Source organism: Streptomyces sp. AC555_RSS877 (genome assembly GCF_019049245.1).
Classification (GTDB): Bacteria; Actinomycetota; Actinomycetes; order Streptomycetales; family Streptomycetaceae; genus Streptomyces.
The window spans coordinates 94,277-117,429 of the sequence record NZ_JAGMUK010000060.1 but is presented as its reverse complement, the minus strand read 5'-3'; the positions used below and the strand labels follow the sequence as shown (position 1 = coordinate 117,429).

The 23,153-nt window shown below is 71.4% G+C and carries 19 protein-coding genes; 17 read left to right on the top strand and 2 right to left on the bottom strand.

Annotated elements, in window-relative coordinates:
- The 12 genes from KUM49_RS27275 to KUM49_RS27220 all read left to right on the top strand — a co-directional run bounded on the left by KUM49_RS27275 (position 1) and on the right by KUM49_RS27220 (position 15,072).
- On the top strand, positions 1–1,287 hold the full coding sequence (locus KUM49_RS27275; RefSeq protein WP_217239605.1) for a dihydroorotase: 1,287 nt from the start codon (positions 1–3) through the stop codon (positions 1,285–1,287).
- Entirely contained in the window at positions 1,284–1,853 is a 570-nt protein-coding gene (locus KUM49_RS27270) for a hypothetical protein (RefSeq protein WP_217239604.1), read from the top strand. Before KUM49_RS27275 ends, KUM49_RS27270 begins: the two co-directional genes overlap by 4 nt.
- Positions 1,850–3,004, top strand: coding sequence for a glutamine-hydrolyzing carbamoyl-phosphate synthase small subunit (gene carA, locus KUM49_RS27265; protein ID WP_217239603.1), 1,155 nt, complete (start codon positions 1,850–1,852; stop codon positions 3,002–3,004). The genes KUM49_RS27270 and carA overlap by 4 nt, the downstream gene beginning before the upstream one ends.
- The gene (gene carB, locus KUM49_RS27260; RefSeq protein ID WP_217239602.1) at positions 2,997–6,305 is read left to right on the top strand and encodes a carbamoyl-phosphate synthase large subunit; all 3,309 of its coding nucleotides are present in this window, start codon (positions 2,997–2,999) and stop codon (positions 6,303–6,305) included. The genes carA and carB overlap by 8 nt, the downstream gene beginning before the upstream one ends.
- Positions 6,306–6,368: 63 nt before the next feature.
- Complete coding sequence (locus KUM49_RS27255) at positions 6,369–7,475, top strand: quinone-dependent dihydroorotate dehydrogenase (RefSeq protein ID WP_217239601.1); 1,107 nt, start codon at positions 6,369–6,371, stop codon at positions 7,473–7,475.
- Complete coding sequence (gene pyrF / locus KUM49_RS27250) at positions 7,472–8,311, top strand: orotidine-5'-phosphate decarboxylase (RefSeq protein WP_217239600.1); 840 nt, start codon at positions 7,472–7,474, stop codon at positions 8,309–8,311. The genes KUM49_RS27255 and pyrF overlap by 4 nt, the downstream gene beginning before the upstream one ends.
- 276 nt (positions 8,312–8,587) lie before the next feature.
- Positions 8,588–8,911: an integration host factor gene (locus KUM49_RS27245; RefSeq protein WP_003977346.1), complete on the top strand. Its 324-nt coding sequence runs from the start codon at positions 8,588–8,590 to the stop codon at positions 8,909–8,911.
- A gap of 61 nt (positions 8,912–8,972) precedes the next feature.
- On the top strand, positions 8,973–9,530 hold the full coding sequence (gene gmk, locus KUM49_RS27240) for a guanylate kinase (RefSeq protein ID WP_217239599.1): 558 nt from the start codon (positions 8,973–8,975) through the stop codon (positions 9,528–9,530).
- Between the two features lie 38 nt (positions 9,531–9,568).
- Positions 9,569–9,841, top strand: coding sequence for a DNA-directed RNA polymerase subunit omega (gene rpoZ / locus KUM49_RS27235; RefSeq protein ID WP_003988945.1), 273 nt, complete (start codon positions 9,569–9,571; stop codon positions 9,839–9,841).
- Positions 9,842–9,965: 124 nt separating this feature from the next.
- On the top strand, positions 9,966–11,168 hold the full coding sequence (gene coaBC, locus KUM49_RS27230; protein ID WP_217239598.1) for a bifunctional phosphopantothenoylcysteine decarboxylase/phosphopantothenate--cysteine ligase CoaBC: 1,203 nt from the start codon (positions 9,966–9,968) through the stop codon (positions 11,166–11,168).
- Between the two features lie 239 nt (positions 11,169–11,407).
- Positions 11,408–12,616, top strand: a complete 1,209-nt coding sequence (metK, locus tag KUM49_RS27225) for a methionine adenosyltransferase (protein ID WP_217239597.1) — start codon at positions 11,408–11,410, stop codon at positions 12,614–12,616.
- A 302-nt stretch (positions 12,617–12,918) separates the two neighbouring features.
- On the top strand, positions 12,919–15,072 hold the full coding sequence (locus tag KUM49_RS27220; protein WP_217239596.1) for a primosomal protein N': 2,154 nt from the start codon (positions 12,919–12,921) through the stop codon (positions 15,070–15,072).
- 228 nt (positions 15,073–15,300) lie between these two features.
- Here KUM49_RS27220 and KUM49_RS27215 read toward each other — a convergent pair whose 3' ends face one another.
- The gene (locus KUM49_RS27215; protein ID WP_217239595.1) at positions 15,301–15,843 is read right to left on the bottom strand and encodes a hypothetical protein; all 543 of its coding nucleotides are present in this window, start codon (positions 15,841–15,843) and stop codon (positions 15,301–15,303) included.
- 258 nt (positions 15,844–16,101) lie between these two features.
- Here KUM49_RS27215 and fmt point away from each other — a divergent pair, with 258 nt between their 5' ends.
- Entirely contained in the window at positions 16,102–17,034 is a 933-nt protein-coding gene (fmt, locus tag KUM49_RS27210; protein ID WP_217239594.1) for a methionyl-tRNA formyltransferase, read from the top strand.
- A gap of 62 nt (positions 17,035–17,096) precedes the next feature.
- Positions 17,097–18,515: an RsmB/NOP family class I SAM-dependent RNA methyltransferase gene (locus KUM49_RS27205; RefSeq protein WP_217239593.1), complete on the top strand. Its 1,419-nt coding sequence runs from the start codon at positions 17,097–17,099 to the stop codon at positions 18,513–18,515.
- On the opposite strand, the gene KUM49_RS27200 is transcribed toward KUM49_RS27205, so the two are convergent.
- Positions 18,496–20,664: an MMPL family transporter gene (locus KUM49_RS27200; protein ID WP_254401844.1), complete on the bottom strand. Its 2,169-nt coding sequence runs from the start codon at positions 20,662–20,664 to the stop codon at positions 18,496–18,498. The genes KUM49_RS27205 and KUM49_RS27200 overlap by 20 nt on opposite strands.
- Positions 20,665–20,798: 134 nt before the next feature.
- Between KUM49_RS27200 and rpe the strand changes: the two genes are divergently transcribed.
- The 3 genes from rpe to KUM49_RS27185 all read left to right on the top strand — a co-directional run bounded on the left by rpe (position 20,799) and on the right by KUM49_RS27185 (position 23,042).
- Positions 20,799–21,485 carry a ribulose-phosphate 3-epimerase gene (rpe, locus tag KUM49_RS27195; protein WP_217239591.1) on the top strand — a complete coding sequence of 229 codons (687 nt, stop codon included), beginning with the start codon at positions 20,799–20,801 and terminating at the stop codon, positions 21,483–21,485.
- A 78-nt stretch (positions 21,486–21,563) separates the two neighbouring features.
- Positions 21,564–22,607, top strand: coding sequence for a sugar-binding transcriptional regulator (locus KUM49_RS27190; protein WP_217239590.1), 1,044 nt, complete (start codon positions 21,564–21,566; stop codon positions 22,605–22,607).
- 105 nt (positions 22,608–22,712) lie between these two features.
- Positions 22,713–23,042 (top strand): barstar family protein, encoded by a 330-nt coding sequence (locus KUM49_RS27185; RefSeq protein ID WP_217239589.1) that lies wholly within the window; start codon positions 22,713–22,715, stop codon positions 23,040–23,042.
- Positions 23,043–23,153: the final 111 nt, after the last annotated feature.

Genomic DNA, 23,153 nt, shown 5'->3' with positions numbered 1-23,153 from the left:
ATGAGCAAGATCCTGATCCGTGGTGCGAAGGTGCTCGGCGGCGAGCCGCAGGACGTGCTGATCAACGGCGCGACCATCGCCGAGGTGGGCGTCGGTCTGTCGGCCGAGGGCGCGGAGGTCGTCGACGCCGGCGGCAAGGTGCTCCTGCCGGGACTCGTGGACCTGCACACCCATCTGCGCGAGCCGGGCCGCGAGGACTCCGAGACCGTGCTGACCGGCACGCGCGCGGCCGCCTCCGGCGGCTTCACCGCCGTGTTCGCCATGGCCAACACCTTCCCGGTCGCCGACACGGCCGGAGTGGTCGAGCAGGTCTACCGGCTGGGACAGCAGCACGGCTACTGCGACGTCCAGCCCATCGGTGCCGTCACCGTCGGCCTGGAGGGCAAGAAGCTCGCCGAGCTGGGCGCCATGCACGAGTCGGCCGCCGGTGTCACCGTCTTCTCCGATGACGGCAAGTGCGTCGACGACGCCGTGATGATGCGCCGGGCGCTGGAGTACGTGAAGGCGTTCGGCGGGGTCGTCGCCCAGCACGCGCAGGAGCCGCGGCTGACCGAGGGCGCCCAGATGAACGAGGGCGTCGTCTCGGCCGAGCTGGGGCTCGGGGGCTGGCCGGCGGTGGCAGAGGAATCGATCATCGCCCGGGATGTGCTGCTCGCCGAGCACGTCGGTTCCCGCGTCCACATCTGCCACCTGTCGACCGCGGGCTCGGTGGAGATCGTGCGCTGGGCCAAGTCCCGCGGCATCGACGTCACCGCCGAGGTCACCCCGCACCACCTCCTGCTCACGGACGAGCTGGTACGGACGTACAACCCGGTCTTCAAGGTCAACCCGCCGCTGCGCACCGAGCGCGACGTGTTCGCGCTGCGCGAGGCGCTCGCCGACGGCACGATCGACATCGTGGCCACCGACCACGCCCCGCACCCGCACGAGGACAAGGACTGCGAGTGGGCCGCGGCCGCCATGGGCATGGTCGGTCTGGAGACCGCGCTGTCGGTGGTCCAGGAGACGATGGTGGACACCGGACTGCTCGACTGGGCGCAGGTCGCCGACCGTATGTCCTTCGCGCCGGCCCGGATCGGGCAGGCCAAGGGCCACGGCCGTCCCGTCTCGGCAGGTGAGCCCGCCAACCTCGCTCTCGTCGACACGGAATACCGTGGATCCGTGGACCCCGCGGGCTTCGCCTCGCGCAGCCGCAACACGCCCTACGAGGGGCGCGAGCTGCCGGGCCGTGTCACGCACACCTGGCTCCGGGGCAAGGCCACGCTCGTCGACGGGAAGCTCACGTGACACCTGTAATTCTGCTGGCCGCCGAGAAGGAATCGGCTGAGGTCACCGACTGGGCCGCCCGCATCGGCTGGCTGGTCGGCCTCGCCCTGTTCGTCGCGCTCGTCTACTGGCTGATGCGCGAGGGCTGGAAGTGGCGCGGCACCCTCCAGGGCGACCTGCCCGAGCTGCCCACCGCGCCGCAGGAGCCCGGTGCGGCGAGACTGACGATGAGCGGCCGCTACCACGGCTCCACCACCGCCGGTCACTGGCTCGACCGCATCGTGGCGCACGGCCTGGGCACCCGCAGCCGCGTCGAGCTCACGCTGACGGACGCGGGACTGGACGTCGTACGTCCGGGAGCGACGGACTTCTTCGTCCCTCTCGAGGCGCTGCGCGAGGCCCGGCTCGACAAGGGCATCGCCGGCAAGGTGCTGACCGAGGGCGGACTGCTCGTGGTGACCTGGGCGCACGGCGAGAGGCTGCTCGACTCCGGGTTCCGCTCCGAGCGCGCGGCCGAGCACAACGAGTGGGTCGACGTCATTAACTCCATGATCAAAACAACCACCAGGGAAGGCGCCGAACGATGACGACCTCCACCAAGGGAATCGCTTCCGACACGAAGGCGCCTCCCGCCGTACTCGTCCTGGAGGACGGCCGCACCTTCCGCGGCCGTGCCTACGGGGCCGTGGGGGTGACCTTCGGCGAGGCCGTGTTCTCCACCGGGATGACCGGCTACCAGGAGACGCTCACCGACCCGTCGTACCACCGCCAGGTCGTCGTGATGACCGCCCCGCACGTCGGCAACACCGGCGTCAACGACGAAGACCACGAGTCGAAGCAGATCTGGGTCGCCGGATACGTCGTGCGCGACCCCGCGCGCGTGCCGTCCAACTGGCGCTCCCGCCGTTCGCTCGACGACGAGCTGCGTCAGCAGGGTGTCGTCGGGATCTCGGGCATCGACACCCGCGCGCTGACCCGCCACCTGCGCGAGCGCGGCGCCATGCGCGTCGGCATCTTCTCCGGCCACGCGCTGCCCGACGAGGACACCATGCTCACCGAGGTGCGCCAGGCCCCCGAGATGAAGGGCGCGGACCTCTCCGCGGAGGTCGCCACCAAGGAGACGTACGTCGTCCCGGCGATCGGCGAGAAGAAGTTCACCGTCGCCGCGGTCGACCTCGGCATCAAGGGCATGACGCCGCGCCGCATGGCCGAGCGCGGCATAGAGGTGCACGTGCTGCCGGCGACGGCGTCGGTCGAGGAGGTGTACGCGGCCGGCCCGGACGGCGTGTTCTTCTCCAACGGGCCCGGCGACCCCGCCACCGCCGACCACCCGGTCGCGCTGATGCAGGCGGTGCTGGAGCGCGGGACCCCGCTCTTCGGCATCTGCTTCGGCAACCAGATCCTGGGCCGCGCGCTGGGCTTCGGCACGTACAAGCTGAAGTACGGCCACCGCGGCATCAACCAGCCGGTGCAGGACCGTTCCACCGGCAAGGTCGAGGTCACCGCGCACAACCACGGCTTCGCCGTCGACGCCCCGCTCGACAAGGTCTCCGACACCCCGTTCGGCCGTGCCGAGGTGTCCCACGTGTGCCTCAACGACAACGTGGTGGAGGGGCTGCAACTCCTCGACCGCCCCGCCTTCAGCGTCCAGTACCACCCCGAAGCGGCAGCCGGCCCGCACGACGCCGCCTACCTGTTCGACCGCTTCGTATCCCTGATGGAGGGCCAGCGTGCCTAAGCGCCCCGATATCCAGTCCGTCCTGGTCATCGGCTCCGGCCCGATCGTCATCGGCCAGGCCGCCGAGTTCGACTACTCCGGCACCCAGGCGTGCCGCGTCCTCAAGGCCGAGGGCCTGCGCGTCATCCTGGTCAACTCCAACCCGGCGACGATCATGACCGACCCGGAGATCGCCGACGCCACGTACGTCGAGCCGATCACCCCCGAGTTCGTCGAGAAGATCATCGCCAAGGAGCGGCCGGACGCGCTGCTGCCGACGCTCGGGGGCCAGACCGCCCTCAACACAGCGATCTCCATGCACGAGCAGGGTGTGCTGGAGAAGTACGGCGTCGAGCTGATCGGCGCCAACGTCGAAGCCATCAACAAGGGCGAGGACCGCGACCTCTTCAAGGACGTCGTCGAGGCCGTCCGCCAGAAGATCGGGCACGGCGAGTCCGCCCGTTCCTACATCTGCCACTCGATGGACGACGTACTGAAGGGCGTCGAGCAGCTCGGCGGCTACCCGGTCGTCGTCCGTCCCTCCTTCACCATGGGCGGCGCCGGCTCCGGCTTCGCGCACGACGAGGAGGAGCTGCGCCGGATCGCCGGTCAGGGCCTCACGCTGTCTCCCACCACCGAGGTGCTCCTGGAGGAGTCCATCCTCGGCTGGAAGGAGTACGAGCTGGAGCTCATGCGCGACAAGAACGACAACGTCGTGGTCGTCTGCTCCATCGAGAACTTCGACCCGATGGGCGTCCACACCGGCGACTCGATCACCGTCGCCCCCGCGATGACGCTGACCGACCGTGAGTACCAGCGCCTGCGGGACATCGGCATCGCGATCATCCGCGAGGTCGGCGTCGACACCGGTGGCTGCAACATCCAGTTCGCGGTCGACCCGGTCGACGGCCGCATCATCGTCATCGAGATGAACCCGCGGGTCTCGCGCTCCTCGGCCCTCGCCTCCAAGGCCACCGGCTTCCCGATCGCCAAGATCGCCGCCAAGCTGGCCGTCGGCTACACGCTCGACGAGATCCCGAACGACATCACGGAGAAGACCCCGGCGTCCTTCGAGCCGACCCTCGACTACGTGGTCGTCAAGGCGCCGCGGTTCGCCTTCGAGAAGTTCCCCTCGGCCGACTCGACGCTGACCACGACCATGAAGTCGGTCGGCGAGGCCATGGCCATCGGCCGGAACTTCACCGAGGCGTTCCAGAAGGCGCTGCGCTCGCTGGAGAAGAAGGGCTCGCAGTTCACGTTCGTCGGCGAGACGGGCGACAAGAAGGAGCTCCTGGAAGCGTCGGTCCGTCCCACCGACGGCCGGATCAACACGGTCATGCAGGCGATCCGCGCCGGTGCCACGCCGGAGGAGATCTTCGCGTACACGAAGATCGACCCCTGGTTCGTGGACCAGCTCTTCCTGATCAAGGAGGTGGCGGACGAGCTCGCCGCCGCCGAGCGCCTGGACGCCGAGCTGCTCGGCGAGGCCAAGCGGCACGGTTTCTCCGACCAGCAGATCGGTGAGATCCGGGGGCTGCGCGAGGACGTCGTGCGCGAGGTGCGGCACGCGCTGGGCGTGCGCCCGGTGTACAAGACGGTCGACACCTGCGCCGCCGAGTTCGCCGCGAAGACGCCGTACTTCTACTCCTCCTACGACGAGGAGACCGAGGTCGCGCCCCGCGAGAAGCCCGCGGTGATCATCCTGGGCTCCGGCCCCAACCGCATCGGCCAGGGCATCGAGTTCGACTACTCCTGCGTCCACGCCTCCTTCGCGCTGAGCGACGCCGGCTACGAGACCGTGATGGTCAACTGCAACCCGGAGACCGTCTCCACGGACTACGACACCTCCGACCGCCTGTACTTCGAGCCGCTCACGCTGGAAGACGTGCTGGAGATCGTCCACGCGGAGGCGCAGGCCGGCCCGATCGCGGGCGTGCTCGTGCAGCTCGGCGGCCAGACCCCGCTGGGTCTGGCGCAGGCCCTCAAGGACAACGGCGTACCGGTCGTGGGCACCCCGCCCGAGGCGATCCACGCCGCCGAGGACCGCGGCGCCTTCGGCCGTGTGCTCGCCGAGGCCGGTCTCCCGGCCCCCAAGCACGGCACCGCGACCACCTTCGCGGGCGCCAAGGCCATCGCCGACGAGATCGGCTACCCGGTCCTGGTGCGGCCGTCGTACGTCCTCGGCGGGCGCGGCATGGAGATCGTCTACGACGAGACGCGCCTGGAGTCGTACATCGCCGAGTCCACCGAGATCAGCCCCTCCCGGCCGGTCCTGGTCGACCGCTTCCTCGACGACGCGATCGAGATCGACGTCGACGCCCTGTACGACGGCGAGGAGCTCTACCTCGGCGGTGTCATGGAGCACATCGAGGAGGCCGGCATCCACTCCGGCGACTCGGCGTGCGCGCTGCCGCCGATCACGCTCGGCGGCTTCGACATCAAGCGCCTGCGGGCCTCCACCGAGGCCATCGCCAAGGGCGTCGGCGTCCGCGGCCTGATCAACATCCAGTTCGCGATGGCCGGCGACATCCTGTACGTCCTCGAAGCCAACCCGCGTGCCTCCCGCACCGTCCCCTTCACCTCGAAGGCGACCGCGGTGCCGCTGGCGAAGGCCGCCGCCAGGATCTCCCTGGGCGCGACCGTCGCCGAGCTGCGCGCGGAAGGGCTGCTCCCGGCGACCGGTGACGGCGGCGAACTCCCGCTCGACGCGCCGATCTCCGTCAAGGAGGCCGTCATGCCGTGGTCGCGCTTCCGCGACATCCACGGGCGGGGCGTGGACACGGTCCTCGGCCCGGAGATGCGCTCCACCGGCGAGGTCATGGGCATCGACTCCGTCTTCGGCACGGCGTACGCCAAGTCGCAGGCCGGCGCCTACGGCCCGCTCCCGACCAAGGGCCGTGCCTTCATCTCCGTCGCCAACCGCGACAAGCGCTCGATGATCTTCCCGGCGCGCGAACTGGTCGCCCACGGCTTCGAGCTGCTCGCCACCTCCGGCACGGCCGAGGTCCTCAAGCGCAACGGCATCAACGCCGTCGTCGTGCGCAAGCAGTCTGAGGGCACCGGCCCGAACGGCGAGAAGACCATCGTCCAGCTCATCCACGACGGCGAGGTCGACCTCATCGTCAACACCCCGTACGGCACCGGCGGCCGCCTCGACGGCTACGAGATCCGTACGGCGGCCGTGGCGCGGTCCGTGCCGTGCCTGACGACCGTCCAGGCGCTCGCGGCGGCCGTCCAGGGCATCGACGCCCTCAACCACGGAGACGTGGGCGTCCGATCGCTCCAGGAACACGCGCGACACCTGACCGCGGCCCGCGACTAGCAGCCCTGAGGGGGACACCGGAAGGTGTCCCCCTCTTCATGAGGACCCCAGAGGACTCTCGCGATGTACAAGCTCTTCTTCCGTCTGGTTTTCACCCGGATGGACCCCGAGAAAGCTCACTACCTGGCCTTCCGCTGGATCCGGCTCGCCGTCCGGATCCCCGTCCTGCGGACGTTCGCCGCCGCCGCCCTCGCGCCCCGCCACAAGGAGCTGCGCACGGAGGCCTTCGGGCTGCGGATGCACGGCCCCTTCGGGCTCGCCGCCGGCTTCGACAAGAACGCCGTCGCCATCGACGGCATGTCGATGCTCGGCTTCGACCACGTCGAGATCGGCACGGTCACGGGGGAGGCGCAGCCCGGCAACCCCAAGCAGCGGCTGTTCCGGCTCGTGAAGGACCGCGCGCTGATCAACCGCATGGGCTTCAACAACGACGGCTCGCTGACCGTCGCCGCCCGCCTGGCCTCCCGTACGCCCGTCTTCAGGACCGTCGTCGGCGTCAACATCGGCAAGACCAAGGTCGTCCCGGAGGAGGAGGCCGTCGGCGACTACGTGAAGTCGGCCGAGCGGCTGGCCCCGTACGCCGACTACCTGGTCGTGAACGTGTCGTCGCCGAACACCCCGGGGCTGCGCAACCTCCAGGCCACCGAGGCGCTGAGGCCCCTTCTGAGCGCCGTCCGCGAGGCCGCCGACCGCGCGGTCACCTCGCGCCGCGTCCCGCTCCTGGTGAAGATCGCGCCGGACCTCGCCGACGCGGACGTCGACGCGGTCGCCGACCTGGCCGTCGAGCTCGGCCTGGACGGGATCATCGCCACCAACACCACCATCGCGCGCGAGGGCCTCGGCCTGACGTCCGAGCCCGGCCTGGTGAAGGAGACCGGCGGGCTGTCCGGAGCGCCTCTGAAGGCGCGCTCCCTGGAGGTGCTGCGCCGCCTCTACGCGCGCGTGGGCGACCGGATCACCCTGGTGGGCGTCGGCGGCATCGAGAACGCCGAGGACGCCTGGCAGCGCATCCTTGCGGGCGCCACGCTCGTCCAGGGGTACAGCGCCTTCATCTATGAGGGCCCCTTCTGGGGCCGCGCCATCCACAAGGGACTCGCCGCGCGTCTGCGCACGAGCCCCTACGCGACCCTCGCCGACGCGGTCGGCGCCGACGTGAGGAAGACGGCATGACCGAGCCCTTCGGCGCCCGGCTGCGCCGCGCCATGGACGAGCGCGGCCCGCTGTGCGTCGGCATCGACCCGCACGCCGCCCTGCTCACCGAGTGGGGCCTGAACGACGACGTGGCCGGCCTGGAGCGATTCAGCCGCACGGTCGTCGAGGCGATGGCCGACCGGGTCGCCGTCCTCAAGCCGCAGAGCGCCTTCTTCGAGCGCTTCGGCTCGCGAGGCGTCGCCGTCCTGGAGAAGACGGTCGCCGAGGCGCGAGCGGCAGGCGCGCTGGTCGTGATGGACGCCAAGCGCGGCGACATCGGCTCGACCATGGCCGCGTACGCCGAGTCCTTCCTGCACAAGGACGCGCCGCTCTTCTCCGACGCGCTGACCGTCTCGCCGTACCTCGGCTACGGCTCGCTCGGGCCGGCCGTCGAGCTGGCACGGGAGACCGGCACGGGCCTGTTCGTGCTCGCCCTGACCTCGAACCCGGAGGGCGGCGAAGTCCAGCACGCGGTCCGCGCCGACGGCCGCGACGTCGGAGCGACGATGCTGGCCCACCTGGCCGCCGAGAACGCGGGAGAGGGGCCCCTGGGGTCCTTCGGGGCCGTCGTGGGCGCCACGCTGGGCGACCTGTCGTCGTACGACCTGGACATCAACGGGCCGCTCCTGGCGCCCGGGATCGGCGCCCAGGGGGCCACTCCGGCCGATCTTCCGGGCGTTTTCGGCGCGGCCGTGCGCAACGTCGTGCCGAACGTCAGCCGGGGTGTGTTGCGCCACGGTCCCGACGTCGTCGCACTGCGTGACGCCGCGGACCGCTTCGCGGAGGAGATCCGGGCCGCGGTGGCGGCCGCCTGAGGCCTTCGCCTCGGTGCTCGAGTCCTCCGATGAGTGGTCCGGAGCCGACTTGAGTCTGAATACATCCTCAAATCCTGGGCAGTATGTCTGAAATGTCCGGCCTGGCGGAGGCTGACCAGGACTTTTCCGCTGTTCTCGCTGACTCTGGCGCACTTGGCCGCTAGTCTCCGACGAGAGCGAACGGGCAAGCGTGTTGCTCGTAGCTCCCCAGGTGTGGGGCGACTAGGTTCCTCACCGGTCCGTATCCGACAGTTCGACATCCGAGGTGACGTAGGCGTGGCTCTTCCGCCCCTTACCCCTGAACAGCGCGCAGCCGCGCTCGAAAAGGCCGCCGCGGCTCGCCGGGAGCGGGCCGAGGTCAAGAATCGACTCAAGCACTCCGGCGCCTCCCTGCACGAGGTCATCAAGCAGGGCCAGGAGAACGACGTCATCGGCAAGATGAAGGTCTCCGCGCTGCTCGAGTCCCTGCCAGGCGTGGGCAAGGTCCGCGCCAAGCAGATCATGGAGCGACTCGGCATCTCCGAAAGCCGCCGTGTGCGCGGCCTCGGTTCCAACCAGATCGCCTCCCTGGAGCGTGAGTTCGGCAGCACCGGCTCCTGAACCCCGGGTCACTCCGGGAAGGGAGTCCCGGGCACTCCGGGATTGCTGGAATAATCGCTGCATGAGTGAACGTCCGCGGCTGACCGTGCTCTCCGGCCCCTCCGGGGTCGGCAAGAGCACGGTCGTCGCTCATATGCGCAAGGAACACCCCGAGGTCTGGCTCTCGGTGTCGGCGACGACCCGCAAGCCTCGTCCTGGCGAGAAGCACGGAGTCCAGTACTTCTTCGTCACCGACGAGGAGATGGACAAGCTGATCGCCAACGGTGAGCTGCTGGAGTGGGCCGAGTTCGCCGGCAACCGCTACGGCACGCCGCGTGCGGCCGTGCTGGAGCGCCTGGAGGCGGGTGAGCCTGTGCTCCTGGAGATCGACCTCCAGGGTGCCCGGCAGGTCCGCGAGTCCATGAAGGACGCCCAGCTGGTGTTCCTGGCCCCGCCCTCCTGGGAGGAGCTGGTGCGCAGACTCACCGGTCGAGGCACCGAGCCGCCCGAGGTGATCGAGCGCCGCCTGGAGGCGGCGAAGATCGAACTGGCGGCCGAGCCGGAGTTCGACGTGACCCTGGTCAACACCTCCGTCGAGGATGTAGCGCGCGAGCTGCTAGCCTTGATGGAAGTTGTGTGATCATGACTGATCTTTTCCCATCCATCGGAAGGTAGAGCGTGTCCTCTTCCATCTCCGCGCCCGAGGGCATCATCAACCCGCCGATCGACGAGCTTCTCGAGGCCACGGACTCGAAGTACAGCCTCGTCATCTACGCGGCCAAGCGGGCCCGCCAGATCAACGCGTACTACTCGCAGCTCGGCGAGGGTCTCCTCGAGTACGTCGGCCCGCTCGTTGACACCCACGTCCACGAGAAGCCGCTGTCGATCGCCCTGCGCGAGATCAACGCGGGACTGCTGACGTCCGAGGCTGTCGAAGGCCCGGCGCAGTAGCATTTTCAGCTTGCGGTGAGCTTTTCCACAGGCCCGGCAGCGCGACTGCCGGGCCTGTGGTGTGTGATGGAGTCGTGTACGGCGGGAGCCGCGGCGTACGTTTTCCGAGGTGCGGGGAGAAACGGTGGACAAGCCGAAGGTCGTTCTGGGCGTCAGCGGTGGCATCGCCGCGTACAAGGCCTGTGAGCTGCTGCGCAGACTGACCGAGTCCGGGCACGACGTCCGGGTGGTGCCCACCGCCTCCGCCCTGCACTTCGTCGGCGCCGCCACCTGGTCCGCGCTCTCCGGCCACCCGGTCTCCACCGAGGTCTGGGACGATGTCCACGAGGTGCCGCACGTCCGCATCGGCCAGTACGCCGACCTGGTGGTCGTCGCCCCCGCCACCGCGGACATGCTCGCCAAGGCCGCCCACGGCCTCGCCGACGACCTCCTCACCAACACCCTGCTCACCGCCCGCTGCCCGGTCGTCTTCGCGCCCGCGATGCACACCGAGATGTGGGAACACCCGGCCACCCGGGAGAACGTGGCGACGCTGCGCCGCCGGGGCGCCGTGGTCGTCGAACCGGCCGTGGGCCGCCTGACCGGCGTCGACACCGGCAAGGGCCGGCTGCCCGATCCCGCCGAGATCTTCGAGGTCTGCCGGCGCGTCCTGGCCCGGGGCGTCACCGAACCCGACCTCACGGGCCGGCACGTCGTCGTCAGCGCCGGCGGCACCCGCGAACCCCTCGACCCGGTCCGCTTCCTCGGCAACCGCTCCTCCGGCAAGCAGGGCTACGCCCTCGCCCGCACCGCCGCGGCGCGGGGGGCCCGGGTCACGCTGATCGCGGCGAACACCGGCCTGCCCGACCCGGCGGGCGTGGACGTCGTCCCGGTCGGGACGGCCGTACAGCTGCGGGAGGCGGTGCTCAAGGCCGCCGCGGACGCCGACGTGGTCGTCATGGCCGCGGCGGTGGCCGACTTCAGGCCGCAGACGTACGTTGCAGGCAAGATCAAGAAGAAGGACGGCCAGGACCCCGACCCCATCGTGCTCATACGGAATCCGGACATCCTCGCGGAGATCTCCGCCGACCGCGCCCGCCCCGGCCAGGTGGTCGTCGGCTTCGCCGCCGAGACGGACGATGTGCTGGCCAACGGCCGTACGAAGCTGCGGCGCAAGGGCTGCGACCTCCTCGTCGTGAACGAGGTGGGGGAGCGCAAGACCTTCGGCTCCGAGGAGAACGAGGCCCTCGTGCTGGGCGCCGACGGCAGCGAGACGCCGGTCCCGCACGGCCCGAAGGAAGCCCTGGCCGAAACCGTGTGGGACCTGGTGGCCGAACGCCTGGGCTGACCGTCTCCTTTTGGCCCAAGGATCGCTCGAGCCCCGCAGATTGGGGCGTGGCGCCCCTGGCCAAGCCCACTCGCCATTGGGCAGAATGCCTGTGCCGCAGGTCACAGCCCTCCCGAGAGGCGAGACAGGGAGGCCGGTGGCCGAGTACGACCGATAAACTGTTCTCGGACGACGCCGGGCGCAGCCCCCGACCGTCCGCCAATGATCAGCCAGCAGCCGCTGCAACCCCAGGGAGCGTTGTGTCCCGTCGCCTGTTCACCTCGGAGTCCGTGACCGAGGGTCACCCCGACAAGATCGCTGACCAGATCAGCGACACCATTCTCGACGCGCTCCTGAAGGAGGACCCGACTTCCCGGGTCGCCGTCGAGACGCTGATCACGACCGGCCTGGTGCACGTGGCCGGAGAGGTAACGACCAAGGCGTACGCGCCGATCGCCCAGCTGGTGCGCGACAAGATCCTGGAGATCGGCTACGACTCCTCGAAGAAGGGCTTCGACGGCGCCTCCTGCGGCGTCTCGGTGTCGATCGGCGCGCAGTCCCCGGACATCGCGCAGGGCGTCGACACCGCCTACGAGTCCCGGGTCGAGGGCGACGAGGACGAGCTGGACCGCCAGGGCGCGGGTGACCAGGGCCTGATGTTCGGTTACGCGTGCGACGAGACGCCCACGCTGATGCCGCTGCCGATCTTCCTGGCGCACCGCCTGTCCAAGCGCCTGTCCGAGGTCCGCAAGAACGGCACCATCCCCTACCTGCGCCCCGACGGCAAGACGCAGGTCACCATCGAGTACGACGGCGACAAGGCCGCCCGTCTCGACACGGTCGTCGTCTCCTCGCAGCACGCGTCGGACATCGACCTGGAGTCGCTGCTGGCCCCCGACATCCGCGAGTTCGTGGTGGAGGCGGAGCTCAAGGCCCTCCTCGAAGACGGCATCAAGCTCGACACCGAGAACTACCGTCTCCTGGTCAACCCGACCGGCCGCTTCGAGATCGGCGGCCCGATGGGCGACGCCGGCCTGACCGGCCGCAAGATCATCATCGACACGTACGGCGGCATGGCCCGCCACGGCGGTGGCGCGTTCTCCGGCAAGGACCCGTCCAAGGTGGACCGTTCGGCGGCGTACGCGATGCGCTGGGTCGCCAAGAACGTCGTCGCCGCGGGTCTCGCCACCCGCTGCGAGGTCCAGGTCGCCTACGCGATCGGCAAGGCCGAGCCGGTCGGCCTGTTCGTGGAGACCTTCGGCACCGCCAAGGTCGACACCGACCGGATCGAGAAGGCCATCGACGAGGTCTTCGACCTCCGCCCGGCCGCCATCATCCGCGACCTCGACCTGCTCCGCCCGATCTACGCCCAGACGGCGGCGTATGGCCACTTCGGCCGCGAACTGCCCGAGTTCACGTGGGAGAAGACGGACCGCGTGGACGCGCTGCGGAAGGCTGCGGGACTGTAGGACCGTAGGTCGACCTGCTCCGTTTCGAGGCCCGGCCCCCCGGTGGGGGACGGGCCTCGTCGGCGTTCCGCAGCTGCGGGCTACTGCGAGGCTGCCGTTTCGTCGTCTGATCTGCGCCGTCCAGCCGGTGTACTCCGCGAAGCGTGCCGCCGGGGCGAGGCGGCCTTGCCCGGTGGAGCCGCACGTTCTCGAGGCCGGCGCACGGAGCCGCGCTCGTCGCGGTCCGCGGCGGAGTGCCTGGCGTTGCCGTCCAAGGCCTTGGGCGTCGTCGGTTGTCAGTGGCGTTTGGTAAGAATGCAGGTGTGAGCAGCGAGAACGGGTCGGTGGACGGTGGGGCCGAAGGGGCGCCGCCCGAGCAGCTTGCGCTCATTCGGGACAGCGTGCGGCAGGCGAAGAAGCCTCGGGCCAAGCCGCGGACCTGGCGCGGGGCCGCGCTGGCCAAGGAACTGCCCGTCGCCCGGGTGCTGGTGGACAAGGGAGTGCTGCACCTCGACCGGTACTTCGACTACGCGGTGCCCGAGGAACTGGACGCCGACGCGCAGCCCGGGGTGCGGGTGCGGGTGCGGTTCGGGGCAGGGCGGCACCGGGTGCGGGACGGCCGGCGTGAGGGTGGCGGGCTGATCGACGGGTTCCTCGTCGAGCGGCTCGCCGAGTCCGACTACTCCGGGCCTCTTGCCGCGCTGGCCCAGGTCGTGTCGCCCGAACCGGTGCTCGGCGAGGAGCTGCTGGGGCTGGCGCGGGCGGTCGCCGATCGGTACGCCGGGAGTCTTGCCGACGTGCTGCAGCTTGCCGTTCCGCCGCGCAGTGCGAGGGCCGAGCAGCGGCCGTCGCCCGCGCCGCTGCCGCCGCCGAGCGCACCCGAGGCGGGGTCCTGGGAGCGGTACGAGCACGGGGCGGCGTTCGTGGAGGCGCTGGCCTCGGGGGGCGCCCCACGGGCCGTGTGGAACGCGTTGCCCGGGCCGCAGTGGAGCGAGGAGCTGGCGCGGGCCGTGGCGGCGACGCTGGCCTCCGGGCGCGGCGCGCTGGTGGTGCTGCCGGACGGGCGGGCGGTCGCGCGGGCCGACGCCGCGTTGACGGCGTTGCTGGGGGAGGGGCGGCACGCCGTGCTCACCGCCGACGCCGGGCCCGAGAAGCGGTATCGGGAGTGGCTGGCCGTGCGACGCGGTTCCGTACGGGCGGTCATCGGGACGCGGGCCGCCATGTTCGCCCCCGTTCAGGATCTCGGGCTGGTCGCCATCTGGGAGGACGGCGACGACAGCCACAGCGAGCAGCACGCTCCCCAGCCTCATGCCCGGGAGGTGCTGCTGCTGCGGGCCGCGCTCGACAAGTGCGCCTTCCTGCTGGGCAGTTGGAGCTGCACCGTCGAGGCGGCGCAGCTCGTGGAGAGCGGCTGGGCCCGGCCGCTCGTCGCGGGGCGGGAACAGGTGCGGGGCGCCGCTCCGCTCGTCCGGACCGTCGGTGACGGCGATCTCGCCCGGGACGAGGCCGCCCGGGCCGCCCGGCTGCCCACCCTCGCCTGGCAGGTCGTCAGGGAGGGTCTGAAGCAGGGGCCGGTGCTCGTCCAGGTGCCCCGAAGGGGTTACGTACCGCGGATGGCGTGCGCCAACTGCCGGGCGCCCGCGCGCTGTCGGCACTGCGCCGGGCCGTTGGAGGCGCAGGAGTCCGGGGCCGCGCTGCGGTGCGGGTGGTGCGGGCGCGACGAGGGTGCCTGGCACTGTCCGGAGTGCGGTGCGTTCCGGCTGCGGGCGCAGGTCGTGGGGGCGCGACGTACCGCGGAGGAGCTGGGACGGGCGTTTCCGGCCGTGCCGGTGCGGACCTCCGGGCGCGAGCAGGTGCTGGACACCGTGACGTCGGCGCCCGCGCTGGTGGTGAGCACACCGGGGGCCGAACCCGTCGCCGAGGGCGGGTACGCGGCCGCGCTGCTGCTGGACGGCTGGGCCATGCTCGGGCGCCCCGATCTGCGCGCCGGTGAGGACGCGTTGCGGCGGTGGCTCGGCGTGGCGGCGCTGGTACGGCCGCAGGGTGCGGGGGGCACGGTCGTGATCGTCGCCGAACCCACGCTGCGGCCCGTGCAGGCCCTCGTGCGATGGGACCCCGTCGGCCATGCGGTGCGGGAGCTCTCTGAGCGGACCGAGCTGGGATTTCCCCCGGTGTCGCGGATGGCGGCGGTGTCGGCGCCCGCGGAGGCGCTCGCCGAGTTCCTGGGGGCGGTGGAACTGCCTTCGGAGGCCGAGGTGTTGGGGCCCGTGCCGGTGCCCGTCACGACCGCCGGGCGTCCGCGCCGGGCGGGGGCGCCGCCGCCCGGGGAGCACTGGGAGCGGGCGCTGATCCGGGTGCCGCCGGGGACGGGGTCTGCGCTGGCGTCCGCGCTGAAGGCCGCGCAGGCGGCGCGGATGGCGCGTGGGGGCGCAGAGGCGGGGGTCCGGGTGCGGATCGATCCGCCCGACATCGGCTGAGGCGAGGGACGAGCGACGGCCGCCCCGGCGATACGGGCCTGGCCGCCGGGGTTCTGGGCAACGCGGCCGCCAGGGGGCCTCGGTCGCTCGAGGCGCCGGAATGCGGTGCTGCGCTGGAACGCGGTGGTGCGCGCGGAGCGTTGACGCGCGCCGGAACGCGGTCGCGTGGTGGACCCGTGACATGCGGCTGCCCTCCCGGATGCGCCGGGAGGGCAGGAAGGGGATCGGTCAGCCGTTGCGGGGGGCGGGGAAGGCGGTCGGCCTGGCCTCGTCGCGAAGGGACGGGCTGCCTGCCGTCGGCTGGGACGGCATCGAGCGTGCGGCCGGGACCGTGGGCACGGTGGTGATACCGGAGCCCACGTTGACCGTGCGGGAAGGCGCGGCGTCCGTGGTCCGCTCGGGCTCGGTCACCGTCTGGGCCGTGGCGCGGCGCGCGCCGTAACGGCGGTGCACCGCCTGCTTGGTGACTCCGAGGGCGGAACCCACCGCGTCCCACGAGAAGCCGAGCGAGCGGTCGAAGTCCACGGCGGCCGTGACCAGCGTCTCGACACTGTCCCGCAGTTCCTGGGCGAGTCGGACCGTTGGGGCGGGGGCGCGTCCGTAGACGACGAAGCCCGTGGACGGGCCGGAGCGGCGCGGGCGGTAGACGTTGCCCAGCTGGGCGGTGAGCGTGCGCAGTGCGTCCACCTGCCGGCGGACCCGCTCGATGTCCCGCACCAGCAAGTGCAGGCTGGCCCGAGCCTGGGCGTCGTGGGTTGCGTGGTCGGCCATGAACAAGCCTCTCGAACCGGCGATGAAAAGGATCGGGCCGCGCGATGTACGGCCCGCGTTGGTCAACTCTGTCTTGACCAACGCGTCTGTGCTCCGCTGGTCACGCACCGGGGGCGTATGGGCATTTGCGTACGCCCCCGGAGGGGGGTCTGCGCCTCGATCGTGGGCGTCGGGTTGGTCCCTCATCGCTGTTTCATACGTGGTCATAGACTTGGGCGTTGCCCGCCCCGCCCCCGCCCGAGAGGCCCGAACCCACCCATGAAGCTCGTCTTCGCCGGTACCCCCGAGGTCGCCGTTCCCGCTCTGGACGCTCTGCTCGCCTCCGGGCGGCACGAGGTGGCCGCCGTCGTCACGCGGCCCGACGCGCCGGCCGGACGTGGGCGGAGGCTGGTCGCCTCACCCGTCGCCCAGCGGGCCGAGGAAGCCGGGATCGAGGTGCTGAAGCCGGTCAGGCCGCGGGATCCGGAGTTCCTGGAGCGGCTCGGGGAGATCGCCCCGGACTGCTGCCCCGTCGTCGCCTACGGCGCGCTCCTGCCCAGGGTGGCCCTCGACATCCCCGCCCACGGCTGGGTCAACCTGCACTTCTCGCTGCTGCCCGCTTGGCGCGGGGCCGCCCCGGTGCAGCACGCCATCATGGCGGGGGACGAGATCACCGGCGCCTCGACGTTCCTGATCGAGGAGGGGCTCGACTCCGGGCCCGTCTACGGCACGGTCACCGAGGAGATCCGGCCCACCGACACCAGCGGCGACCTGCTGACCCGGCTCGCTTTCGCGGGCTCCGGGCTGCTCGCCGCGACCATGGACGGGATCGCGGACGGCGCGCTGAAGGCCGTACCGCAGCCCGCCGAGGGCATCACGCTCGCCCCGAAGATCACCGTCGAGGACGCCCGGGTGGACTGGGCGACGCCGGCGCTGCGGGTGGACCGGGTGGTGCGCGGGTGCACCCCGGCGCCCGGCGCCTGGACGGTCTTCCGGGGCGAACGGCTCAAGCTGGTCCAGGCCCGGCCCGTGCCCGAGCGGACCGACCTGGCCCCCGGCGTGCTCTCCGTCGGCAAGAACGACGTCCACGTCGGCACGGGCTCCTGCGCCGTCGAGCTGGTGTGGGTGCAGGCCCAGGGCAAGAAGCCGATGAAGGCCGCCGACTGGGCGCGCGGGGTGCGCATCGGTGACGGCGAGACCCTCGGCGCGTGATACGCGGGGCCACGGACTTACCCTTGGCGGGTATCCCCCTCTGAACCCGGAGCACCTTTTTCGTGAGTGACCAGCCCCGTCGGCCCCGCCCCGCCGGCAAGCCCTACCGTCGGCCGCAGAAGGACCCCGTCCGCTTCCTCGCCTTCGAGGCGCTGCGAGCCGTGGACGAGCGGGACGCGTACGCCAACCTCGTCCTGCCGCCGCTGCTGCGGAAGGCGCGGGCAAAGGGCGACTTCGACGGGCGGGACGCGGCGCTGGCGACCGAGCTGGTGTACGGGACGCTGCGCCGGCAGGGAACGTACGACGCCGTCATCAAAGCCTGTATCGACCGGCCGCTGCGCGAGGTCGACCCGCCGGTGCTCGACGTGCTCAGTCTCGGCGTGCACCAGCTGCTCGGGACGCGGATCCCGACGCACGCCGCCGTGTCCTCGTCCGTCGAGCTCGCCCGGGTGGTGCTCGGCGACGGGCGGGCGAAGTTCGTCAACGCCGTGCTGCGCAAGGTCGCGCAGGACGACCTCGACGGGTGGGTCGCGAAGGTCGCGCCGCCCTACGACAAGGACCCCGAGGACCATCTCGGCGTCGTGCACTCGCACCCCCGCTGGGTCGTCTCCGCGCTGTGGGACTCGCTCGGCGGCGGGCGGGCCGGCATCGAGGAACTGCTGGCGGCCGACAACGAGCGGCCCGAGGTGACCCTGGTGGCGCGGCCGGGCCGGTCCACCACCGACGAGCTGCTTCGGGAGGAGGCCGCGGTGGCGGGCCGCTGGTCGCCGTACGCCGTGCGGCTGGCCGAGGGCGGCGAGCCCGGCGCCATCGAGGCCGTACGGGACGGCCGGGCCGGTGTGCAGGACGAGGGCAGCCAGCTCGTCGCCCTCGCCCTCGCCCACGCGCCCCTCGAAGGGCGGGACGAGAAGTGGCTCGACGGATGCGCCGGGCCCGGCGGCAAGGCCGCGCTGCTCGCCGCTCTCGCCGCCGAGCGCGGGGCCTTCCTGCTCGCCTCCGAGATGCAGCCGCACCGGGCCGGGCTCGTCGCCAGGACCCTCGACGGCAACCCAGGGCCCTACCAGGTCATCGCCGCCGACGGGACCCGGCCGCCGTGGCGGCCCGGCTCCTTCGACCGGGTGCTGATGGACGTGCCGTGCACCGGGCTCGGCGCGCTGCGGCGGCGGCCCGAGGCCCGCTGGCGCAGGCGCCCCGAGGACCTCGAAGGGTTCGCGCCGCTGCAGCGCGACTTGCTGCACTCCGCGCTCGACTCCGTGCGGGTCGGCGGGATCGTCGGCTACGCCACCTGCTCGCCGCATCTCGCGGAGACCCGGGCCGTCGTCGACGACGTGCTCAAGCAGCACCCCGAGGCCGAACTCGTCGACGCCCGGCCCCTGCTGCCCGGAGTGCCGGACCTCGGCGAGGGTCCCGACGTACAGCTGTGGCCGCATCGCCACGGGACCGACGCCATGTATCTGGCGCTCATTCGACGGACCGGCTGACTCCGGCCCCCACCGCCTCGGCGCCGGGGGACCCGCCGTCCTCCCGGGCCAGCCGGTGCGGCCACCACACCTTCGGGCCCACGTCCAGGAACAGGGACGTGACCAGCACCGACCGCACGATGAACGTGTCGAGGAGCACGCCCAGGGCCACCGCGAAGCCGAGTTCGGCGAAGGCGACCATCGGCAGGGTGGCCAGGGCGGCGAAGGTGCCCGCGAGGACCAGGCCCGCCGAGGTGATGACGGCCCCGGTCGCGGCCAGGCCCGTCAGCGTGCCCTTGCGGGTGCCCTGATGGGCGGCCTCCTCCCGGATGCGGGTGGTCAGGAAGATGTTGTAGTCGATGCCCAGGGCGACCAGGAAGACGAACACGAACAGCGGGAAGTCCGTCGACTCGCCCGCGTAGTCGAAGACGTAGCGGAACGCGAGCGCGCTGATGCCGAGGGCCGCCGTGAACGAAAGGATCACCGTCCCGATCAGCAGCAGCGGGGCGATCAGCGCGCGCAGCAGCACGCACAGGATCAGCAGCACGACGACCAGCACCAGCGGGATGATCAGTCTGTTGTCGTGGGTGGTCGCCTCGTCCATGTCCAGCAGCGCTGCCGTACCGCCGCCCACCTGGGCGTCGGCGTCCGGCACCGCGTGCACGGCGTCGCGCACCCGTTCCACGGTCTGTTTCGCGGCCGCGCTGTCGGCCGGATCGGTCATGGTGGCCTCGAACAGCACCTTGCCCTCGAAGGACGGTTTGGTGCCCGGTGGCAGACCGAGCGACTCGGGGACGACGCCCCGGGTGGCGGCGACCGTCTCGCCGACCTGCCGCGCCTGCGCCTGGTTGCTGACGACGACCAGTGGATCACCGCTTCCGGCCGGGAAGTAGCGTGCCGAGACCTCCTGGCCGACGATCGAGTCCGGTTTCCCGGTGAAGGCGTCGGCGTTGCTGATGCCCTCGGCGCGCAGCTGGATCATGCCGAGCGAGCAGATCGCCAGCGCCACCGCGGTGACGCCCCAGACCATGCGGGGGCGGACGGCCATACGGCCGCCCATCCGGGCCCAGAAGCCCCGGTCGGCCGGGTTCGGCGTGCCGAGGTGCGGGATCACCGGCCAGAAGATCCAGCGGCCGAAGATCACCAGCAGCGCCGGGAACAGCGTCATCATCGCCAGCAGGGCGACCGCGACGCCGATCGCCGCCACCGGCCCGAGGCCCCTGGTGGAGTTCATCTCGGCGGCCAGCAGCACCAGCATGCTCAGCACGACGGTCGCGCCGGAGGCGAGGACCGCCGGGCCCGCGCGGTGCAGGGCGAGTGCCATCGCCTCGTGGCGGTCCTCGTGGCGGCGCAGTTCCTCGCGGTAGCGGGCGACCAGCAGCAGGGCATAGTCCGTCCCCGCGCCGAACACGAGCACGGTCAGGATGCCCGCGCTCTGGCCGTTGACCGTCAGGCCCGCGTGTTCCGCCAGGAAGTAGATCAGCGCCTGGGCGGTGAGCAGCGCGGCGATCACCGCGAGCAGCGGGACCAGGATGAGGGTGGGACTGCGGTAGGTGAGGAGCAGCATCACGATGACCACGGCCATCGCCGAGATCAGCAGCGTGGAGTCGATGCCCTCGAAGGCCTCGGAGAAGTCGGCGGACGTGCCGCCCGGGCCGGTGATGTGCACGGCGAGCCCGTCGCCGCCCTCGCCGACGATCTCGCGGATGGAGTCGACCGCGGGTGCGATCTCCTCCCAGCCCTTCTCGTCCATGGTGATCGGCACCAGGACCTGGGCGGCGCGCGGGTCGGTCTGACGGTCGTAGACCGGGCCCCGGGTCTCGTCACCGCGGATGCCGTGGGCCGTCAACTGCTCGAGTTCGGCCGTGTCCTCGGTGATCTGCGCCCGTTCCTGGGCGGTCAGGCCGTCCTCGCGGGCGTACACCACGATCGCGGGGATCTGCTCGGGCCTGAAGTCCTCGGAGATCTCCAGGACCTGGGTCGACTCGGCGGAGCCGGGCAGCCAGGAGGCCGCGTCGTTGTCCTGTGCGTCGGTGAGCTTCGAGGCGAACGGTGCCGTCAGGAACAGCACCACCAGCCACAGCACCAGCACCAGCCACTTGGCACGCCGCCCGCACACCAGATGTGCGATGCCCCGCTGCCCCTGTCCGTTCCGCTGGATCCCCGTCATGGCCACCCCCACAGCCGCTCGTGGAGCCGATCGGCCGCCCAGCATGGCACCGGCAGCCCCGGTGCAACATCCGATGAACGGCTCAGGTCTGGACCGGCGCGAACATTCGTGCCCGGACATGGCAGTCTTGGGGCATGGCCGCGCAGATCAATCCCAGCATCCTGTCCGCCGACTTCGCCCGCCTCGCGGACGAGGCGAAGGCGGTTGAGGGAGCCGACTGGCTCCACGTAGACGTGATGGACAACCATTTCGTCCCGAACCTCACCCTCGGCGTGCCGGTCGTAGAGTCGCTGGCCCGTGCGACGGACACCCCGCTGGACTGCCATCTGATGATCGAGGCCCCCGACCGGTGGGCGCCCCAGTACGTGGAGGCGGGGGCCTCGTCCGTCACCTTCCACGTCGAGGCGGCCGCCGCTCCGGTCCGGCTCGCCCGGGAGATCCGGGCCAAGGGCGCCCGTGCCTCCATGGCGCTGAGGCCCGCGACGCCCATCGAGCCGTACGAGGATCTGCTTCCCGAGCTCGACATGTTGCTGATCATGACGGTCGAGCCGGGCTTCGGGGGTCAGGCCTTTCTCGACATCATGCTCCCCAAGATTCGCCGCACCCGCGAGTTGATCAGCAAGCACGGCCTGGAGCTGTGGCTCCAGGTCGACGGCGGAGTCTCGGCCTCCACCATCGAGCGCTGCGCGGACGCGGGGGCCGACGTGTTCGTCGCCGGCTCGGCGGTCTACGGCGCATCCGACCCCGCCGAGGCGGTACGTGCATTGCGCACGCAGGCGGAGGGGGCGACGGCCAAGGCCTCCTGGGCATGCGGCCACTGAACCACGGGAACGTGAACGGCTCTCGTCAGGGCCGATCAAGTGCGCCACATCTGCAAGGATGAACGGCGAATCCAGAGTGTGAACAGCAGTGAGGAGATCGCCGTGTCGGGTATGTCGGCGGGCCGGTCAGCCATGCGGATGGGACCCGCTGAGCTGGTGCAGGCGGCGGCCATGGCCCGCCGCTTCTACCTCGAGGGCAAGTCCAAGATCCAGATCGCGGAGGAGTTCGGCGTCAGCCGCTTCAAGGTGGCCCGGGTCCTGGAAACCGCTCTCGAACGGGATCTCGTACGAATCGAGATCCGCGTCCCGGCCGAGCTGGACGCGGAGCGCTCGGACGCGCTCCGCGCCCGCTACGGCCTCAGGCACGCAGTGGTGGTCGAGTCCCCGGCCGAGGCCGAGGAGACGCCCGACCCCGAGAACCTGGGAGAGGTGGCCGCCGACCTGCTCGGTGAGCTCCTGAACGAAGGTGATGTGCTGGGCCTGGCTTGGGGCCGCTCCACCATCCACATGGCGGCGGCGCTGGACCGGCTGCCACCGTGCACGGTGGTGCAGTTGACGGGTGTGTACGACGCCGGGACCGCCGAGCGCGGCTCGGTGGAGGCGGTACGGCGTGCCGCGCAGGTGTCGGGCGGCGACGCCCATCCGATCTACGCGCCGATGCTGCTGCCGGACGCCGCCACGGCGATCGCGCTGCGCAACCAGACGGGGATCGCCCGGGCCTTCGAGTACTTCGACAAGGTCACGGTCGCCTGCGTCTCCATCGGCTCGTGGGAGCCGGGCATCTCCACGGTGCACGACATGCTCAGCGACGAGGAGGTGTCGCACTACGCCTCGCTCGGTGTCGCCGCCGAGATGTCCGCGCACCTCTTCGACTCCGACGGCCGCCGGGTCGGGCGGGATCTGGGCGAGCGGTGCATCACCGTCAAGGCCGAGCAGCTCCGCCGTATCCCCGAGGTCGTCGCGATCGCGGGCGGGCAGCGCAAGGCGGCCGCGATCGACGCGGTGCTGCGGTCGGGGCTCGTCACCAGCCTGGTGACGGACACGTCGGCCGCGGACTACCTGATGACGGCGGGGCCCACGCCGAAGCCGGCGCTCAACCGGTCCGACCCCGACGGGATCTGACGAACCGTCCGCAAGGGGGGCGGTCGTGGCGGTACGCCGCCATGGCCGCCCCCTTTTGTGGTCCACTACACCGACGATCACCCCAACTCCTCGGGAGGCGCCGAGATGACGGACGATCTGGCGGGCCGGCGCATGGTCACGCTGGACCTCGACGGGGTCGCGGACAAGGCGGGGCTGATGGACCGCTGCGCCCGGGCCCTGGAGCTGCCCGCCTGGTTCGGCCGCAACTGGGACGCGCTGGCCGACTCCCTCGGCGACCGCACCGTCTGGCCCGAGGGCGCCGTCGAGAAGGGGCTGCTGATCGTCGTACGGAACTGGCAGCCGTACGCGAAGGCGCGGCCGGACGAGTGGGAGACCGCCCGGGAGGTGTTCGCCGAGGCGGCGGACCGGACGCCGGCGCTCTCCGTGGCGCTCACCCTTGGAGGTTCCTCCTAAGGCCCCTCTGACCTGCCTGGATGTTTCGCCCGTGCCTCGCGTGCCGGCCGCCATGGGACAATGAAGTACGTGCTCTTCCCCCTGGCTGACCTGTCCGGGGGCCACCTCTGA

Coding starts and splice junctions, on each gene's coding strand:
- rpe (WP_217239591.1), top strand. CDS start 20,799: ATGGCCGCGCAGATCAATCCCAGCATCCTGTCCGCCGACTTCGCCCGC.
- pyrF (WP_217239600.1), top strand. CDS start 7,472: ATGACCGAGCCCTTCGGCGCCCGGCTGCGCCGCGCCATGGACGAGCGC.
- KUM49_RS27215 (WP_217239595.1), bottom strand. CDS start 15,843: ATGGCCGACCACGCAACCCACGACGCCCAGGCTCGGGCCAGCCTGCAC.
- KUM49_RS27200 (WP_254401844.1), bottom strand. CDS start 20,664: ATGACGGGGATCCAGCGGAACGGACAGGGGCAGCGGGGCATCGCACAT.
- carA (WP_217239603.1), top strand. CDS start 1,850: ATGACGACCTCCACCAAGGGAATCGCTTCCGACACGAAGGCGCCTCCC.
- fmt (WP_217239594.1), top strand. CDS start 16,102: ATGAAGCTCGTCTTCGCCGGTACCCCCGAGGTCGCCGTTCCCGCTCTG.
- KUM49_RS27275 (WP_217239605.1), top strand. CDS start 1: ATGAGCAAGATCCTGATCCGTGGTGCGAAGGTGCTCGGCGGCGAGCCG.
- KUM49_RS27255 (WP_217239601.1), top strand. CDS start 6,369: ATGTACAAGCTCTTCTTCCGTCTGGTTTTCACCCGGATGGACCCCGAG.
- gmk (WP_217239599.1), top strand. CDS start 8,973: ATGAGTGAACGTCCGCGGCTGACCGTGCTCTCCGGCCCCTCCGGGGTC.
- KUM49_RS27185 (WP_217239589.1), top strand. CDS start 22,713: ATGACGGACGATCTGGCGGGCCGGCGCATGGTCACGCTGGACCTCGAC.